The organism is Bartonella sp. MM73XJBT (genome assembly GCF_028618465.1).
GTDB lineage: Bacteria > Pseudomonadota > Alphaproteobacteria > Rhizobiales > Rhizobiaceae > Bartonella.
This window is the reverse complement of record NZ_JAQISY010000001.1, coordinates 98,176-115,037: the sequence shown is the minus strand read 5'-3', so window position 1 is coordinate 115,037 and position 16,862 is coordinate 98,176. Positions and strand designations below refer to the sequence as shown.

Below are 16,862 nucleotides of genomic sequence, written 5' to 3'. Positions count from 1 at the left end.
GAGATAATCATATGACAAAGATTACAACCCAAAATCCTGTTGTTTGCGCTGTCAATTGGAATAGATTGCATGATGAGAAAGATCTTGAAGTATGGAACCGCTTAACTGGAAATTTTTGGTTGCCTGAAAAGGTTCCGCTTTCTAATGATATTCCTTCATGGTCAAGTTTGACGGAGGAAGAACGCAAGCTCACAATTCGTGTTTTTACCGGATTAACTCTTCTAGATACGATTCAAAATACCGTAGGAGCCATTGCACTGCTCGCTGATGCAATAACAGAGCATGAGGAGGCAGTATTGACAAATATTGCCTTCATGGAAGCGGTTCATGCGCGTTCTTATTCTTCTATTTTTTCAACCCTTTGTTCGACGGTAGAAGTTGATGATGCGTTTAGATGGTCAGAGGAAAATATTCATTTACAAAAAAAAGCCAGATTAGTGCTTGAACGTTATGAAGGCAATGATCCGCTAAAGAAGAAAATTGCTTCGACTCTGCTAGAAAGCTTTTTGTTCTATTCTGGTTTTTATTTGCCTATGTATTGGGCCAGCCGTGCTAAATTAACAAATACAGCTGATCTTATTCGGCTTATCATTCGTGATGAAGCTGTCCATGGTTACTATATAGGCTATAAATTTCAATTAGGGTTTGCAAAACTTGATGAGGACAAAAAGCAAGAAATTAAAGACTTTGCTTTTAACTTACTCTTTGATCTTTATAATATTGAATGCAAATATACTGAAGATCTTTATGACGCACTTGGATTGACAGAAGATGTGAAAATTTTTCTTCATTATAATGCTAACAAAGCCTTAATGAATCTGGGTTTTGAAGCTCTTTTTCCACCTGAAGTTTGTCGTGTTAATCCAGCTATTTTGGCTGCTTTATCACCAAACTCTGATGAAAATCATGACTTTTTTTCAGGAGCAGGTTCCTCGTATGTCATTGGCAAGGCAGTTGCAACGACAGATGATGATTGGGAATTTTAAGAGTTGTATACAAAGAGAAGGGCGCGGGGGATACCACTTAAGTCTTTGCGTATTTCTAAGCACTTAAAGCCATTTTTTTCAAATAAGTCGCAAACGTCTTTTTCTTGAAAGCAGCCGATTTCGACAGCAACATAACCTTCTGCTTTTAAGTAGTTTGCGGCTTTGTCAGAAAGCTTTCGATAAAAAGTAAGACCATCTTTTCCACCGATCAGTGCACGCAATGGATCATAGAGCCGCACTTCTTTTGCAAGATTTTGGATATCTTTTTCTGGAATATAGGGTGGATTGGAAATAATAAGATCAAATTGACCTGTAACAGAATCAAACCAATCACTAAGAAGGGGTGTAAAACGATTGATAACATCTGCATTCTTTGCATTTTTTGTCGCTGTTTTGAGGGCATTTTCAGAAATATCAACAGCCACTGCATAAGATTGAGGAACTTGTTTAAGAATTGCAATAGCAATAGCACCGCTTCCTGTTCCCATATCCAGTAGCGTTATTTTTTCTGATTTTTCACTCTGTTTTTTGAGGAATGGTAAAACAAGATCTACCAATGTCTCTGTATCAGGACGAGGTTCTAATGTTTCTTGAGAGAGTGCGAAAGATATACCATAAAATTCTCTCACGCCTATAATACGGTAGACAGGTTCGCCAGCAATACGTCGTTGAATGGCGCTTTCTAATTGTGCAATTTGTTCAAAAGATAGGCAGAAATTTGGTTGAAGAATTCTATCTGCTGCATTTGTATTTGTGATCCATTCAACAAGTATTTTTGCCTCAAGATTGGCTTCAGAAACTCCCTGAGTGCGCAATTTTTCTTGAGTTTGTCGGATAACATTGTTGAGAGTATACGCGTTCATCCATGATCATCCATTTCCATAAGGAGGGCTGTCTGATGATCGGATATGAGTGCGTGAATAATCTCATCAAGCTCTCCTTCTAGAATGCGGTCAAGTTTATAGAGAGTGAGATTAATACGGTGATCAGTGACACGTCCTTGTGGAAAATTATAGGTACGAATACGTTCTGAGCGATCACCAGAGCCAACCTGATTTTTACGGGAAGCGGAACGTTCATTTTCCGCTTTTTGTCGTTTGATATCAAATAGGCGTGCACGTAAAATTTGCAGCGCCCGTGCACGGTTTTGGTGTTGTGATTTTTCTGCTTGCACAACCATAATCCCTGTTGGAATATGCGTGATACGAACAGCTGAGTCCGTTGTATTGACATGCTGTCCTCCTGCTCCAGAGGCACGCATGGTGTCAATGCGGATATCTTCAGGACGAATTTCAATATCAATTTCTTCAGCCTCTGGAAGGACAGCAACGGTAGCAGCAGATGTATGGATACGTCCACCGGTTTCTGTTTCAGGGATGCGTTGTACACGATGAACGCCTGATTCAAATTTCAGTTTAGAAAAAACGCCTTTCCCTGAAATACTGGCAATAATTTCTTTATATCCACCAACTTCTCCCTCATTAAGTGAAACAACTTCAACTTTCCAGTTATGGGAAGCGGCATAACGCTCATACATACGGAAAAGATCTCCTGCAAAAAGTGCTGCTTCTAAACCGCCTGTTCCTGCGCGAATTTCAACAATGGCACTTTTTTCATCAGCAACGTCTTTAGGTAAAAGAAGAATCTGGAGTTCTTGCTCAAGTTGTTCTATTTTCTGACATAACAATGGTAATTCTTCTTGGGCAAGATGACGCATCTCTGTATCTGTGAGTTTATCACTGATAAGTGTCTCGAGATCCGTAATTTCTCTATAAAGAGCACTGAGTGTTCGTATAGAAGAAACAATTGGCTGTAGTTCTGCATACTCAGAAGCTAATTTCACATAAGTTTCAGCATCTGGGTTTTTTGCCATTTGGCTTTCAATTATTTCGAAGCGCTTTTCAAGCTGTCTCATACGATCTTTTGGCAAAGAAACCATGACAATATTAGCCTATTTTGTTGTAATACGAGCAATTGGTTGCCTTATAGCAATCAGATAAAGAGGCTAATAAAGCAGAAAAACTCTCTTGCCAATGAAAACTATAGATTTTTCGAGTAAACTTGTAGAAAATCTGCTTTTCATAAAGCGTGTTTTTGATGATACATGCGAGATGAGCTACTCAAGAGTTGTTTTTTTCCCATAAAGTTCAAGGCGATGATGAATAATATTATAGCCAAGGGATTTAGCAATTTCTTCTTGCAACTTTTCAATGATATCAGAATGAAATTCGATAACTTGCCCTGTTTCCACATCAATGAGATGATCATGATGTTGGCCATCTGCTTGCTCAAAACGAGAAGGGCCACCACTAAAGCTATGACGATGAATTGTTCCATTCCCTTCTAATGTTTTCATTGTTCTATAAACGGTTGAAAGCGAAATACTCGAATCTATTTTGTGAGCACGCTGAAAAATTTCAAACGCATTTGGATGGTCGTTTGTTTCAGCCAAAATATCAAGAATAATGCGCCTTTGACGTGTTACTCTTAGACCAGCAGCACGTAACTCCTTCTCATAATTTCGCTTTTTCTTCATCTTCTTCATTGTTTTTTAAACGAAGGCACCATGACAATGTTTGTATTTTTTTTCTGAACCACAAGGACAACGTTCATTACGTCCCACCTTGCCCCATGTGGTAACGTCGTTGGGATCACGGTCTTTCGGGTTAACAATTTTATTTTCTTGTGTTCGTGCCCACAGAGTGGAAGTTTTTCCTTCCTCTTGATCATTTGGAACAAAGTGATCTACATCCGTTTGCACAGGCATGAGTGGTTCTGTTGGTTGCTGAATAATTTCAAAACGCATGAGTTTAGAAATCACGATTCTGCGTAAACTTTTTAGCATGCTCTGAAAAAGTTCAAAGGACTCAGTCTTATATTCATTGAGTGGATCCCGTTGGGCATAACCACGAAAGCCAACAACAGAACGCAGATGATCTAAACTTACCAAATGCTCACGCCATAACGTGTCAATAGTTTCAAGTAATATTGCTTTATGAAAATAAGCCATGACCTCTGGAGTATAGCGCTCAGTACGTTCATTTTCAAGTTTTGTAACAGCATTTGATACGCGTTCTAAAATTTGTTCTTCGGCAATTCCATCTTCTTTTGCCCATATCTCGATTGGAAGCTCAAGATTGAAGAGTTGGTGAATTTCCTCTTGTAGAGCTTTCACATTCCACTTTTCAGAATATGTTCCAGATGGGATATAAGCTTCTACGAGATCTTCAACCACTTCATTACGCATTTCAAGGATCATGTCTGTCAAATCATCTGCATTCATGACTTCCATACGCTGTTCAAAAATAACCTTGCGTTGATCATTCATGACATCGTCATATTTTAACAAGTTTTTACGAATTTCAAAGTTTCGTGCTTCGACTTTTTTTTGCGCCTTTTCGAGGGCTTTATTAATCCACGGATGGGTAATCGCTTCATTTTCTTTTAATCCAAGCTTTTGCAGCATACTATCCATACGGTTGGAACCGAAGATACGCATGAGATCATCTTGGAGAGAAAGAAAGAATTTTGAGCGCCCAGGATCACCTTGGCGACCAGAACGTCCACGCAGCTGGTTATCAATACGACGACTCTCATGGCGTTCAGTAGCGATAACGTAAAGACCACCAGCGGCTAACGCTTGTTCTTTAAGCTGTTTGACATCTTTTTTTATTTCTTCAATTTTAGCAGTCCGTTCTGTTCCATCTGGCATATCCTGTAATTCTTGTCGGATACGCATCTCAACATTCCCCCCAAGCTGTATATCAGTACCACGACCCGCCATGTTTGTTGCGATGGTGAGAGCTCCAGGAACACCTGCTTGTGCAATAATATACGCTTCTTGCTCATGATAGCGGGCATTTAAGACTCTAAAATCGGTAATGCCTTCTTTTCGTAAACGTTCTGCTAATTGTTCTGACTTTTCAATAGACGTTGTTCCAACAAGAATAGGTTGTCCTTTTTCATGCGCTTGACGGATATCACGGACAATAGCACGATATTTCTCTTCTGCTGTTCGGTAGATCTCATCATCCTCATCAAGACGCTGTATGGGCAAGTTTGTAGGGACTTCTACAACCTCAAGGCCATAAATATTACTGAATTCTTCAGCCTCTGTTTTGGCTGTTCCAGTCATTCCAGAAAGTTTTCTATACATACGGAAATAATTTTGGAAAGTAATGGAAGCAAGTGTTTGATTTTCTGGTTGAATAGCAACATGCTCTTTAGCTTCTAAGGCTTGATGGAGGCCTTCAGAATAACGCCGTCCTGGCATCATACGACCTGTAAATTCATCAATGATAACAATTTCATCATTGCGTACAATGTAATCCTTATCACGGACAAACAGTTTATGGGCTTTAAGGGCGTTATTGACATGATGGACGATAGCAACATTTTCTATATCATAAAGGCTTTCACCTTTAAGATATCCAGCTTGTTCGAGCATTTTTTCAATTTTTTCAGTACCAACTTCAGTAAAGGTTGTTGTTTTTTGTTTTTCGTCTATTTCATAGTCTTCTGGAGTTAAAGCGGGAATAAATGTATCAATAAGGTTATAGAAATCAGTACGATCTTCTAGAGGACCAGAAATGATAAGAGGAGTACGTGCTTCGTCAATGAGAATCGAATCAACTTCATCAACAATGGCATAATGATGTCCACGTTGGACCATTTGACTACAATCAAAAGCCATATTATCGCGCAAGTAATCAAAGCCCAATTCATTATTTGTTGCATAGGTGATATCGCATGCATAGGCTGCTCTACGGGCATCACTATCAAGGTCATGGAGAATCACGCCTGTTGTTAGCCCTAGAAAACCGAAGATTTTTCCCATTGTTTCAGCATCACGGTTAGCAAGATAATCGTTGACTGTTACGACATGAACGCCTTTCCCTTCCAATGCATTGAGGTAAATTGGCAAAGTTGCCATTAATGTTTTACCTTCACCAGTGCGCATTTCAGCAATACCACAGTCATGAAGGACCATTCCACCAATAAGCTGTACATCAAAAGGACGCATATCATAAACACGCTTTGCTGCTTCACGGACAGTTGCAAAAGCTTCTGGTAGGAGCAAGTCAACTGTTTCACCTGTAGCGAGACGTTTACGAAACTCGTCAGTTTTTTGACAGAGTTGCGCATCGCTTAATTTCACGAATTGTTCTTCTAACTCATTAATTTTTATAACTTTTTGGCGAAGAGCTTTGAGACGTCGCTCCTGAGCTGAACCAAAAAATTTGCGTGCAAAAACACCTAAACCGACCATCTCTGGCCCTTTCTTTTAATTGTTACCATTATGATTGGGTAATGCATATGTTATCCCCATATTCTACAATCCCAAAAGTGTTTCATAACTGGATGCAAGTGGTACCATTATACTTGTGGGTGTGCAATTTTTCATTTGATTGTAAAATAGAGATAAGAGGCGAAGTGCATCGTGTCAACTTTAGGAGTGCTTTTTAGTTGAGACAATACCAAGTAATTTACGATATAATATGTCATTTTCTATATTATTATGTTTTCTATGAGCATGAGATAGGGTGGTATAAACTAATATAAAAGGACAAGTTTATGCTTTTTTAAATAAAATTACTGATTTATTTATCTTTGTTTAGAGATTAAAATGCTACATTCAAATAAAATGAGAATTTTGAATCTGCCTTCATTTTTAAGGAGTATATTTATGAAATTCAACTTTATCACGCTATTTTTGGCATCAGCTGTATTGACAAGTACGAGTGTAGGGGTGATAGCCCAAGAAAGTTTGAATTCACCATCAGATGATTTAAAGACTTTGGAGAAAGCTTCAGAAAAGGCAGTTCCTTCTTCTCATGTGATGGCGGTTATTGATGGGAAGGATATTACTGCAGGACAATTAGATGATTTAGCGCTTGAAATAAATCCTAGTTTAGTACGTTTTCCTGATGAACAACGCCGTATAATGGTTTTAAAAGCTTATTTGGATATGCAGGCACTTGCGAAAGCAGCAAGGGACAAGGGCATCGATAAGAGTGAAGCTTATGATAAACGTATGGCGGTTATGCGTGATAATGTTCTTCAGCAGCTTTATTTTAAACAGACAATTGTTGATCAGATTTCTGATACCGATTTAGAAACTCTGTACAAAAAGGAAATTGCTGCTTTGCCTAAAGAGGATGAAGTAAAGGCGCGTCATATTTTGGTCAAAACGAAAAAAGAAGCAGAAGCTATCGTTAAGCATTTAAATAAAGGGGAAAATTTTGAAGAGATTGCAAAAAAGACTTCAACAGATGGTTCTGCGGCTGTAGGGGGTGATCTTGGTTATTTTAGCCATGGTCAAATGGTCAAACCTTTCGAAGACGCTGCGTTTGGCTTAAAAGTTGGTGAATACACCAAAAATCCTGTTGAAAGTCCTTTTGGTTGGCATGTTATTAAGGTAGAAGATCGTCGTTTGAAACAATCTCCTGCATTTGATGATGTTAAAGAGATGTTGCGTACACAGCTGATAAGAGACCGCTACCAAAAGCTGATTGTTGATTTGCGCAGCAAAATAGATGTGAAATATCCTGATCCCAATGTGACAAAGCTTATGCAATCGATTAATCAGAATGGAACAGTACTTCCGGATGAAACAGCCGATGAAGAAGATACGGAATAATAATGAAGAAGAGGTAGAGAGTATTTTTGCTGGTAATTTGAGTGATTAGTTTTGTTCAAAAAGCTAAGCAGTGATTTATGTAGAGACGACTTATCTACAATCATTTTGTCTATTTTTATGGAAAGCATAGAGTGGCTTTGAAAATATCTCCTTTGTCTCCGCAAAACATACTGGAACTTCCGCCATTATCTGGTGTGCGGATAGCAACAGCTGAAGCTGGGATTAAATATAAAGGTCGTACAGATCTTCTTTTCATCATATTCGATAAACCGGCAAGTGTAGCTGGTGTTTTTACACGCTCAAAATGCCCTTCTGCTCCTGTGGAGCACTGCCGCGCATCGCTTCCTCACGGGGTTGCGAGGGGTGTTGTTGTTAATTCTGGGAATGCGAATGCTTTTACAGGACGCAAAGGAAGACACACAACCAATGAAATTATGTGTGCTGCAGCAAATACTTTGAAGGTGAGAGAAAATGAAATTTTTATAGCTTCTACAGGTGTTATTGGTGAGCCAATGGATGCATCGGCTGTTGTGAGTCTTTTACCAAATATGCTGGAGACGGCAAAAGAAGGGAATTGGTTAGAGGCTGCAAAAGCTATTATGACGACGGATACATTTCCAAAACTTGCTACGCGCAGATTTGATTGTGGGGGAGAGACTGTTACCATTAATGGAATAGCAAAAGGTGCTGGTATGATTGCACCAGATATGGCAACGATGCTCTCTTTTGTCATAATTGATGCGGGAATTTCTTCGGATATACTTCAAGCCTTGTTATCAGAAGCGGTTCAGGGGTCTTTCAATTCGATTACTGTCGATAGCGATACTTCAACATCAGATACACTCATGATGTTTGCGATAGGAAAAGAAAACTTTCCTCCCCTTACACAGAGATCTGATCCGCGTTATGGGGTATTCTCAAAGTACTTGAATGCGCTTTTACATGAGCTTGCCTTACAAGTTGTTTGTGATGGAGAAGGGGCGCGTCATTTAATTGAAGTGAATGTGATTGGTGCTACAACAGACAATGCTGCGAAGACTATTGCCCTATCAATTGCAAATTCACCCCTTGTAAAAACGGCTATTGCTGGTGAAGATGCGAACTGGGGGCGCGTGGTTATGGCAGTTGGCAAAGCAGGTGTTGAAGTAGACCGTGATCTATTGACAATTTGGTTTGGTGAACATCGTTTGGCGATCAATGGTGAACGAGATCCTGAATATTGTGAAGAAAAAATAGCTGCTTATATGCAAGGAAAACACATCACAATTCGTGTTGATATTGGTTTGGGCGTTGGCAAAGCGACAGTTTGGTCTTGCGATTTAACGAAGGAATACGTTATGATCAATGGTGATTACAGAAGCTAACAGATACATCATAAATTTGACAGCGGATATCTGTATATTTTTGAAGAATATGAGTATTTTAACTTTTCATTTTAGAGCAGGGGATAATACGAAAGAAATGGTTATCTTTATCCCTTTTGGAGAGTGGTATGCATATAAAAAGTTCACTTCTTCTTGTTGTTGCATGTGCATTATTAGACCAAGATAATCGTGTTTTGCTTACAGAACGTCCTCAAGGAAAATCACTAGCTGGTTTATGGGAATTTCCTGGAGGAAAGGTTGAGAAAGGCGAAACTCCAGAGGCATCATTGATTCGCGAGTTAGAAGAAGAGCTTGGTATTCATGTTCAAGCAGGCAATTTACGACCCTTAACATTTGCAAGCCATAGCTATGAGACATTTCATCTCCTAATGCCATTGTATCTTTGTTACCATTATGAAGGTGTTGCTAGGGGACGAGAAGGGCAAGATTTAAAATGGGTTTTTATTGGCGATCTTGATGAATATCCTATGCCTGATGCTGATAAACCATTGGTTCAACGGTTGAAAAAATTTCTTCTTTAATAAGCTTTTGAAAAGACAATGCCCTTTACAAGTAAAAAATACTTCTTTCCATAAGTCCTTAATGTTAGAAAAGCCTCTTTTAAAGAGGAAACTTTGTAAGTTTTATGAGAAATTGTTCTTTTGGCGCAACCAATTTCTTCATTGCCAATATGTCGTAGCTTTACCCTGTCTTTTACATTCGACGTTGGGACATTCAAAAATATCCACAGCAACATTTAAAAACAATGGAGAGTGCGCAATGCCTCACGCTTTTGTTTCTCACGGTCTTTTAATAGAGGTATGTCCCTCATGTAATACAGAGGGCTATCGTGTTACACATTCACATTCTTGTAAAAAAAGCTTAACGCCTCCAAAACCTCTTTCACAAGAGTACCTGTTCCTAATAATAATTTCCACTTTATGCATAGATCACCTGTAATATACAGACTTTAATGCAAGCTATTTACTAAATTGGTTGGTGAGTTACACAATCCGCGAAAAATTTATGAGTGTTGATAAAAGCTTCCTACTAAATGTGAGTTTTAAGAAAAATCGAGTTATGAATTCTCTTTGATATCAATAAGTTTTAAAAAATGTTTGTAGCCCATAGAATCAATAATTTTCTTCTATCCACCTTGTTATTTTTAAGGCATTTAAATCGACCTACGAAAAAATGCAGCAATAGAAATATTTGTTAATTGTGCTCATCTATAAAAATACCACTTACTTTCCTAGTATTGTGGACGGCGTTTTTCTACGGGATATTTCTGATATGTTTGAGCGATACGCATAATTGTTTCCTCTAGTGGCTCAATAGTCACGTCCATAGAAAACCCATTTGCATGAATGACATTCTCATGATCAACCATAATGGCAGCATGACCTTTCCAAAAGATCAAATCACCTCGTTGAAGTTTATCACTGTCTGAAAGTTGATGACCTATAGTTTTTTGCTGCATATCAGTATCGCGTAAAACCATTTGACCGGTCATAATCATAGAAAGCTGGATGAGTCCTGAGCAATCAAGTCCGAAACCACTGACACCACCCCAAAGGTAAGGTGTGCGGATGAACATTTCAGCAACGGCAACATAATCTTTATATATACGGCCAATGGGACTGAGATGATTGCTAATAATTGCTTTTCCGTTTTCAAGTATAGAATACATAGTATCACGGACTTCAACTTCATTAACAACACTTACCTTACTTCCCATGGATAAAGGATATTCCATTGGTCCACGCAAATCAGCTTGGAAATATTGAAAAGTACGTGGTACTGAAACAATGTGTGTTTGTTTTACAGTTGATGTGCAAAGTGCTGTTGTATCGATATAGCCAACATAACCATCTTTGAGGGATTGTCCCCACGACATAGCTTCCCCTTGTTCAAAGATAAGAAGCTCTTCTCCAAGTAAGCATTCTGTTTGCATTTCGCTTTTTTTACTGTTTTCTTTAAACAGTCCAGCAACAGGTACATGAACGCGTTTTTTTTCACCTTGCACAAAGCGCTGCGCTGTGACCTCTGTTTCAAGACGTTTGTCAGCGAGATCTTCTCTGAATGCATGTAACCTTGGATCTTTAGAGACCATTCGCTTCTCTTTCATTTTTGTCTTTAAATAAGTTTATGACAACTGCAAAAGCGCAGAGCTTTTCATCTTTAAATAAAGCACAGAGCATCATTAGAGACGATAAGCAACCACTCCTAAAGCCTTACAATTGTCCATCTTTGTGGATATTTTGTGTCAATTTTTAGTTTTTAAAGAGATTATAAAGAGCACGAATAACTTGTGCAGATCCACCAACAGGATAGCCTGGTTTTTCTTTAGGAACCCACCCATAAAGATCAAAATGCGCAAAATGTTCGGCTCTTTCAACGAAAGAGTTAAGAAATAAAGCAGCCACTATAGAGCCGGCATAGTTATTTCCAGTTATGTTATTCAGATCAGCATTTGGTGAAGATAACATTTCCAAGTAAGGTTTCCAAAGGGGCATTTGCCAAAGAGGATCACAAACAGAGTGAGAAGACTGAGAAATCTGTTGTGCCCATATTGCATCATTACAATAAAATGCAGGAAGATCTGGTCCTAATGCTATCCGTGCTGCTCCTGTTAAAGTTGCCATACAAAGCATGAATTGTGGACTTTCTTCATCACCATAGGCAAGTGCATCGGCAAGAATAAGTCGTCCCTCAGCATCTGTATTGCCAATTTCAACAGTTAAGCCTTTACGGCTTTGAAGGATATCACCTGGCCTGTAAGCATGAGCAGAAATTGCATTTTCAACAGCTGGAATCAAAACACGCAAACGAAAGGGTAATTTGGCATCCATGATAAGCTTAGCCAGTCCCAAAACATGTGCTCCACCCCCCATGTCTTTTTTCATGAGTAACATGTTATTGGCTGATTTAATATCGAGTCCTCCAGTATCGAAGCTTACGCCTTTACCAACCAATGTTATTTTAGGATGGTTTTCTTGACCCCAGCGTAGCTCAATCAGTCGTGGTGCAGTACTACTGGCGCGTCCTACAGCGTGAATCATAGGAAAATTATGTGTTAAGAGTTCATCTCCACAGATACTTTGGACATCAGCACCATAAGTTTTTCCTAATTGGTGTACTTCTTGCTCGAGTCCATCAGGACTCATATCATTGGCTGGAATATTAATGAGATCACGAACAAAAAAGATCGTTTCATAAATTCGTTGAAGCTCATCAAAATCAACTCTATCATTGACATAGATCGACAACGATTTAGAAGAAGAATGTTGACGATAGCGGTTGAATTGATAACTTCCAAATGCCAATCCAAGATAGCTCTTTATTTCGTGGGAGGCTATGCCTTCTAAATGCCAATGTCCAGCAGGAAGATTTTTAGCGAGAAGCCCTGTGATAAAAGGTTCATCACCATTGCCAAGTCCAAAGAAAACTTTTTTTAAATGTCCTGTTTCATGAGGAACGAAGAGTATTTGTCCTGCTTTCCCAGTAAAATTGTTAACTTTCATCCATGCTGTTGTTGATGCATCAAGCGATAAATCAGTAAGACTTTCAGGACTTACCAAGAATATGGGGCAACTCTTATCCAAACGTTTTTGGCTAAAATGAATGTGATGTGAAGGCATATTTATAAAATCCTCATAGTCGTCGCAGTGCGACATATTCGACCAAATGGTTTTTTCCTTTGCGTAGAATGAGGTTAGACCGTGGTCGTGTTGGCAGTATATTTTCTTGTAAATTTTTCAAATTAATCGTTTGCCAAATATTTTCAGCAATTTTTAGAGCTTCTTTTTCATGCAGGAGTGCATAACGATGAAAATAGGATTCAGGATTTTGAAAAGCTGTTTTACGCAAACGTTTAAAACGTTCCAAGTACCAGTGCCGAATGACTTCTGTTTCAGCATCTACATAGATTGAAAAATCAAAAAAGTCTGAAACAAAAGGAATGACTTTACCATCTTTAGGAAGATCACTGACTTGCAGGACATTAATACCTTCAATAATTAAAATATCAGGACGGTCAATGGTAATAGTTTGATTTTCCAGAACATCATAGATCATATGCGAATAAAGTGGGGCGCTAACATTACCAACACCAGCCTTTATGGCAGAAAGGAAGTTCAGCAATTTTTTAATATCATAGGAATCAGGAAATCCTTTACGATGAATACGGTTTTTTTGCTGTAAAACAGCGTTAGAATAGAGAAAACCATCAGTTGTAATCAAATCCACTTTAAGACTGGATGTCCAACGTTTCAAAAGTTCCTGAAGAATACGAGCGGTGGTTGATTTTCCTACCGCAACAGAGCCAGCAATCCCAATGATAAAAGGAGTTTTCTTCGTTCCTTCTTGGTGTAAAAATTTTTGACGCTTATAAAAAAGTTCCTGTACTGCTTCAACATGGCATGACAACAGACGCGATAAAGAAAGGTAAATACGTTGTACTTCTTCAAGATCAATAGGATCATCAATGGAACGTAACCGTTTAATTTCATCAAAGGTTAAGGTAAGTGGTGTATTCGCACGAAATTCTGACCATTCTTGTGCAGTAAAAACACGATAAGGCGAATATCGATCAGAGATTGATGTGACCAAGTTATCTTCCTGATCAGTTTTTGAGAGAATCGTATCAATCATTTTATAAAGTCGAGATCTTTTTTGCTGCAGTAACTGCTTAAAAATAAAGAAACAAGCTGTTTTGTATTCACATGAATTTTTTTCTGCATGTTTTTTCTTTTAAATCAATAATCTTTCGTTAGCTTATAGTCCAGTCATTCCAGTGTTCTTTAATTTGTGCCAAGGAGTTTCCTTGTGCTAAAAAAGCCCATAAAAGTAAACGCGCTTTTACTGCTGATAAATACCCAGACATAAGAGCGCCAGAAGCAAGTAAATCGACCTCTGAACCTTTATAGCCATAAGTTGTTCGGGTTGTTGAGCCAGTATAGGTACGGCTAGCAATAATGATGGGCATTTTTTGTGTATATTGTCGCACGATGTCTGCTTCTTCAAAACTACAGTGACCAGAGCCAAAACCAACAATGACAAGTCCAGCATAATATCCACTTTCAAGACAGAATTTCATTAACTGTGTATCAGAGGATAAAGAAGCGTGAAGGAGTGCAACTTTGTGATCGTAATTTTGAGGAAGATCAAATGTTGTGGGGAAAAACTGTCGATCATTAAAATAAATCAATTTTCCTTCCAAAATAGTCCCTAAAATACCTATCATACTTGATTGAAATGTTTCAATTTTTACGGTATGGCTTTTCTGTACCCAATAAGGTGAATGAATGGTATCATTGATGACAACGAGAACACCCCTATTGCGACTTTGTGGATGAGTAGCGACACGCGTTGCTGCTAAAACATTAGCGGGTCCATCAGCACCTGCTTCATGAGGTAGACGCATAGCGCCAGTAATGACAAGCGGTTCTGCTCTATCCCAATAAAGAGAAAGAAAAAACGCTGTTTCTTCTAGTGTGTCGGTACCTTGGGTTAAAATAATACCTTCGGCGCCAGCCTTTATCTGTTGTTTTGCCCACTCTATGATTTCAAAAAGAATTTTAAAAGATAAAGATCCACTGGGTAATTGTGTGAGTGTTTGTGCATGAACATGAGCAACTTTATTTAAATCAGGAACACTTTTGATGAGGATATCTGAGGTTAAAGTTGGTTGCATTTGGCCGGAATCGTCAGCAGCCATTGCAATTGTTCCCCCTAATGTTCCTATGGCTATTTTCTTCATAATCTTTCCCTTAGAAGATGTAGATTGTTGAAGAGAACTATTTAACAACAATTTACATTGATAACAATGCATTCATTTTTTTATTTTAACAAATTGAATTGTGCTAAATCATTGTGTTTTGCAATATATGTTCTTAAATAGAGACAATAATGATTAGATTTTACATTTGATGGAAAGAAATCAATATTAAGGAGTTTCCTTATGGCAGAACATAAGCCAGACATCATGTATGGTACAACTATTGTTACGATACGAAAAGGTGACAAAGTCGTGATGGCCGGAGATGGTCAGGTTTCATTGGGGCAGACGATTATGAAAGGCAATGCACGCAAAGTTCGTCGTCTTGGGAAAGGCGGAATGGTTATAGCTGGTTTTGCAGGGGCTACAGCGGATGCTTTTACTTTGTTGGAAAGATTGGAAACGAAGCTGGAACAATATCCTGATCAGCTCATGCGTGCCTGTGTAGAACTTGCAAAAGACTGGCGGACAGATCGTTATTTACGTCGTCTTGAAGCAATGATGCTTGTAGCTGATAAGAAAATAACTTTAGCTTTAACAGGGCTTGGTGATGTCTTAGAACCAGAAGACGGAGTTATGGCAATTGGGTCTGGAGGCAATTTTGCGCTTTCAGCTGCTCGGGCACTCATGGATATGGATTTGGATGCCGAAACTATTGCGCGTAAAGCTATGGATATTGCCGCTAAAATTTGTGTTTACACCAATGATCATTTTACAATTGAAACATTGGATGCAGAATTATCTTCTTTAGAGAAAGCTATTTGAATGTGTGTTGTATTTTCCCCTCGTGAGACTGTTTCTGAACTTGATCGTTTTATTATTGGCCAAAATGATGCCAAACGTTCTGTTGCTATTGCATTGCGTAATCGTTGGCGTAGACAACAGCTTGATGGCCCAATGCGTGAAGAGGTTATGCCCAAAAATATTTTGATGATCGGACCAACAGGTGTTGGTAAAACAGGTATTGCGCGTCGATTAGCAAAGCTTGCTGGAGCCCCTTTTGTTAAAGTAGAAGCGACTAAATTTACTGAAGTTGGTTATGTGGGACGTGATGTTGAGCAGATCATTCGTGACCTTGTTGAGATTGCCATTTCTCTTGTGCGTGAAAAAAAACGAGAGGAAGTGAAAGTAAAGGCTCACATGAATGCTGAAGAGCGCGTCTTAGATGCTCTCGTTGGCAAGACAGCAAGCCCCGCTACACGTGATAGTTTTCGCAAAAAATTGCGCGAAGGTGAATTGGATGAGAAAGAGATTGAAATTGAAGTAGCTGATAATAATAGTAATAGTGCTTCGACCTTTGAAATTCCCGGTATACCTGGTGCACAAATGGGAATTATGAATTTGTCAGATATTTTTGGTAAAATGGGGAGTCGTACGAAGGTCCGCAAAACAACAGTAAAGGATGCTTTTAAGCCCCTCATGGATGATGAATCTGAAAAGCTCCTTGATCAAGATCAAATCATTCAAGAAGCACTTCGTGTTACTGAAAATGATGGAATTGTTTTTATTGATGAGATTGATAAAATTGCCACGAGGGATGGTGGAGCAAGTGCCACTGTTTCCCGTGAGGGCGTTCAACGGGATCTTTTGCCTTTGGTTGAAGGAACAACAATTTCTACAAAATATGGTCAAATTAAAACAGATCATATTTTATTTATTGCTTCAGGTGCGTTTCATGTTTCCAAGCCATCTGATTTGTTGCCAGAACTTCAAGGGCGTTTACCCATTCGCGTGGAATTGAATGCTCTCACAAGAGAAGATTTGCGACGTATTCTCACCGAACCTGAGGCTAGTCTCATTAAGCAATATATTGCTTTAATGGCAACGGAAGAAGTTCATTTAGAAATTACCGATGATGCCATTGATGCTTTAGCAGATATTGCTGTAGATTTAAACGCAAGAATTGAAAATATAGGGGCACGTCGTTTGCAAACAGTAATGGAACGTGTTTTAGATGAGATTTCTTTTACAGCACCTGATAAAGCTGGAACATCATTTAAAGTTGATGCAGCTTATGTCAGAAAATCGATAGGTGAGCTTGCTGCTGATATCGATCTTTCGCGTTTCATTCTTTAGAGTTATCATTTATTTGC

At 38.7% G+C, this 16,862-nt stretch carries 14 protein-coding genes; 6 read left to right on the top strand and 8 right to left on the bottom strand.

Annotated features, from left to right (window positions below; genetic code table 11):
- Positions 1-11 precede the first annotated feature (11 nt).
- Positions 12-986: a class 1b ribonucleoside-diphosphate reductase subunit beta gene (gene nrdF / locus PVV69_RS00525; RefSeq protein ID WP_273720013.1), complete on the top strand. Its 975-nt coding sequence runs from the start codon at positions 12-14 to the stop codon at positions 984-986.
- Here the strand turns inward: nrdF and prmC are convergent.
- The 4 genes from prmC to secA form a co-directional block, all read right to left on the bottom strand.
- Positions 983-1,849: a peptide chain release factor N(5)-glutamine methyltransferase gene (gene prmC, locus PVV69_RS00520; protein ID WP_273756045.1), complete on the bottom strand. Its 867-nt coding sequence runs from the start codon at positions 1,847-1,849 to the stop codon at positions 983-985. The two genes, nrdF and prmC, sit on opposite strands and share 4 nt — an antisense overlap.
- Positions 1,846-2,925 carry a peptide chain release factor 1 gene (prfA, locus tag PVV69_RS00515; RefSeq protein WP_273754588.1) on the bottom strand — a complete coding sequence of 360 codons (1,080 nt, stop codon included), beginning with the start codon at positions 2,923-2,925 and terminating at the stop codon, positions 1,846-1,848. Before prfA ends, prmC begins: the two co-directional genes overlap by 4 nt.
- Positions 2,926-3,102: 177 nt before the next feature.
- The gene (locus PVV69_RS00510; protein ID WP_273756044.1) at positions 3,103-3,522 is read right to left on the bottom strand and encodes a Fur family transcriptional regulator; all 420 of its coding nucleotides are present in this window, start codon (positions 3,520-3,522) and stop codon (positions 3,103-3,105) included.
- Between the two features lie 15 nt (positions 3,523-3,537).
- Positions 3,538-6,255, bottom strand: coding sequence for a preprotein translocase subunit SecA (gene secA / locus PVV69_RS00505; protein ID WP_273756043.1), 2,718 nt, complete (start codon positions 6,253-6,255; stop codon positions 3,538-3,540).
- A gap of 417 nt (positions 6,256-6,672) precedes the next feature.
- On the opposite strand from secA, the gene PVV69_RS00500 reads away from it, so the two are divergent.
- The 3 genes from PVV69_RS00500 (at position 6,673) to mutT (ending at position 9,532) form a co-directional block, all read left to right on the top strand.
- Positions 6,673-7,626: a peptidylprolyl isomerase gene (locus tag PVV69_RS00500; RefSeq protein ID WP_273756042.1), complete on the top strand. Its 954-nt coding sequence runs from the start codon at positions 6,673-6,675 to the stop codon at positions 7,624-7,626.
- Between the two features lie 131 nt (positions 7,627-7,757).
- Positions 7,758-8,990 carry a bifunctional glutamate N-acetyltransferase/amino-acid acetyltransferase ArgJ gene (argJ, locus tag PVV69_RS00495; protein WP_273756041.1) on the top strand — a complete coding sequence of 411 codons (1,233 nt, stop codon included), beginning with the start codon at positions 7,758-7,760 and terminating at the stop codon, positions 8,988-8,990.
- Positions 8,991-9,118: 128 nt separating this feature from the next.
- Positions 9,119-9,532, top strand: coding sequence for an 8-oxo-dGTP diphosphatase MutT (gene mutT / locus PVV69_RS00490; RefSeq protein WP_273720023.1), 414 nt, complete (start codon positions 9,119-9,121; stop codon positions 9,530-9,532).
- A gap of 710 nt (positions 9,533-10,242) precedes the next feature.
- Here the strand turns inward: mutT and PVV69_RS00485 are convergent.
- The 4 genes from PVV69_RS00485 to PVV69_RS00470 all read right to left on the bottom strand — a co-directional run bounded on the left by PVV69_RS00485 (position 10,243) and on the right by PVV69_RS00470 (position 14,751).
- The gene (locus PVV69_RS00485; RefSeq protein ID WP_273756040.1) at positions 10,243-11,103 is read right to left on the bottom strand and encodes an NlpC/P60 family protein; all 861 of its coding nucleotides are present in this window, start codon (positions 11,101-11,103) and stop codon (positions 10,243-10,245) included.
- A gap of 160 nt (positions 11,104-11,263) precedes the next feature.
- Positions 11,264-12,631 carry a M17 family metallopeptidase gene (locus PVV69_RS00480; protein WP_273756039.1) on the bottom strand — a complete coding sequence of 456 codons (1,368 nt, stop codon included), beginning with the start codon at positions 12,629-12,631 and terminating at the stop codon, positions 11,264-11,266.
- 13 nt (positions 12,632-12,644) lie between these two features.
- Positions 12,645-13,589, bottom strand: coding sequence for a type I pantothenate kinase (coaA, locus tag PVV69_RS00475; protein WP_273720142.1), 945 nt, complete (start codon positions 13,587-13,589; stop codon positions 12,645-12,647).
- A 172-nt stretch (positions 13,590-13,761) separates the two neighbouring features.
- Positions 13,762-14,751 (bottom strand): asparaginase, encoded by a 990-nt coding sequence (locus tag PVV69_RS00470; protein WP_273756038.1) that lies wholly within the window; start codon positions 14,749-14,751, stop codon positions 13,762-13,764.
- 201 nt (positions 14,752-14,952) lie between these two features.
- Between PVV69_RS00470 and hslV the strand changes: the two genes are divergently transcribed.
- Together hslV and hslU are read left to right on the top strand one after the other, a co-directional pair.
- Positions 14,953-15,534, top strand: a complete 582-nt coding sequence (hslV, locus tag PVV69_RS00465; protein ID WP_273756037.1) for an ATP-dependent protease subunit HslV — start codon at positions 14,953-14,955, stop codon at positions 15,532-15,534.
- Positions 15,535-16,845: an ATP-dependent protease ATPase subunit HslU gene (hslU, locus tag PVV69_RS00460; protein ID WP_273756036.1), complete on the top strand. Its 1,311-nt coding sequence runs from the start codon at positions 15,535-15,537 to the stop codon at positions 16,843-16,845. It abuts the gene before it with no gap.
- Positions 16,846-16,862: the final 17 nt, after the last annotated feature.

Bases quoted from the DNA above. Each gene is read 5' to 3' on its own strand.
- nrdF (WP_273720013.1), top strand. From the start codon at position 12: ATGACAAAGATTACAACCCAAAATCCTGTTGTTTGCGCTGTCAATTGG.
- prmC (WP_273756045.1), bottom strand. From the start codon at position 1,849: ATGAACGCGTATACTCTCAACAATGTTATCCGACAAACTCAAGAAAAA.
- prfA (WP_273754588.1), bottom strand. From the start codon at position 2,925: ATGGTTTCTTTGCCAAAAGATCGTATGAGACAGCTTGAAAAGCGCTTC.
- PVV69_RS00510 (WP_273756044.1), bottom strand. From the start codon at position 3,522: ATGAAGAAAAAGCGAAATTATGAGAAGGAGTTACGTGCTGCTGGTCTA.
- secA (WP_273756043.1), bottom strand. From the start codon at position 6,255: ATGGTCGGTTTAGGTGTTTTTGCACGCAAATTTTTTGGTTCAGCTCAG.
- PVV69_RS00500 (WP_273756042.1), top strand. From the start codon at position 6,673: ATGAAATTCAACTTTATCACGCTATTTTTGGCATCAGCTGTATTGACA.
- mutT (WP_273720023.1), top strand. From the start codon at position 9,119: ATGCATATAAAAAGTTCACTTCTTCTTGTTGTTGCATGTGCATTATTA.
- PVV69_RS00485 (WP_273756040.1), bottom strand. From the start codon at position 11,103: ATGGTCTCTAAAGATCCAAGGTTACATGCATTCAGAGAAGATCTCGCT.
- PVV69_RS00480 (WP_273756039.1), bottom strand. From the start codon at position 12,631: ATGCCTTCACATCACATTCATTTTAGCCAAAAACGTTTGGATAAGAGT.
- PVV69_RS00470 (WP_273756038.1), bottom strand. From the start codon at position 14,751: ATGAAGAAAATAGCCATAGGAACATTAGGGGGAACAATTGCAATGGCT.
- hslV (WP_273756037.1), top strand. From the start codon at position 14,953: ATGGCAGAACATAAGCCAGACATCATGTATGGTACAACTATTGTTACG.
- hslU (WP_273756036.1), top strand. From the start codon at position 15,535: ATGTGTGTTGTATTTTCCCCTCGTGAGACTGTTTCTGAACTTGATCGT.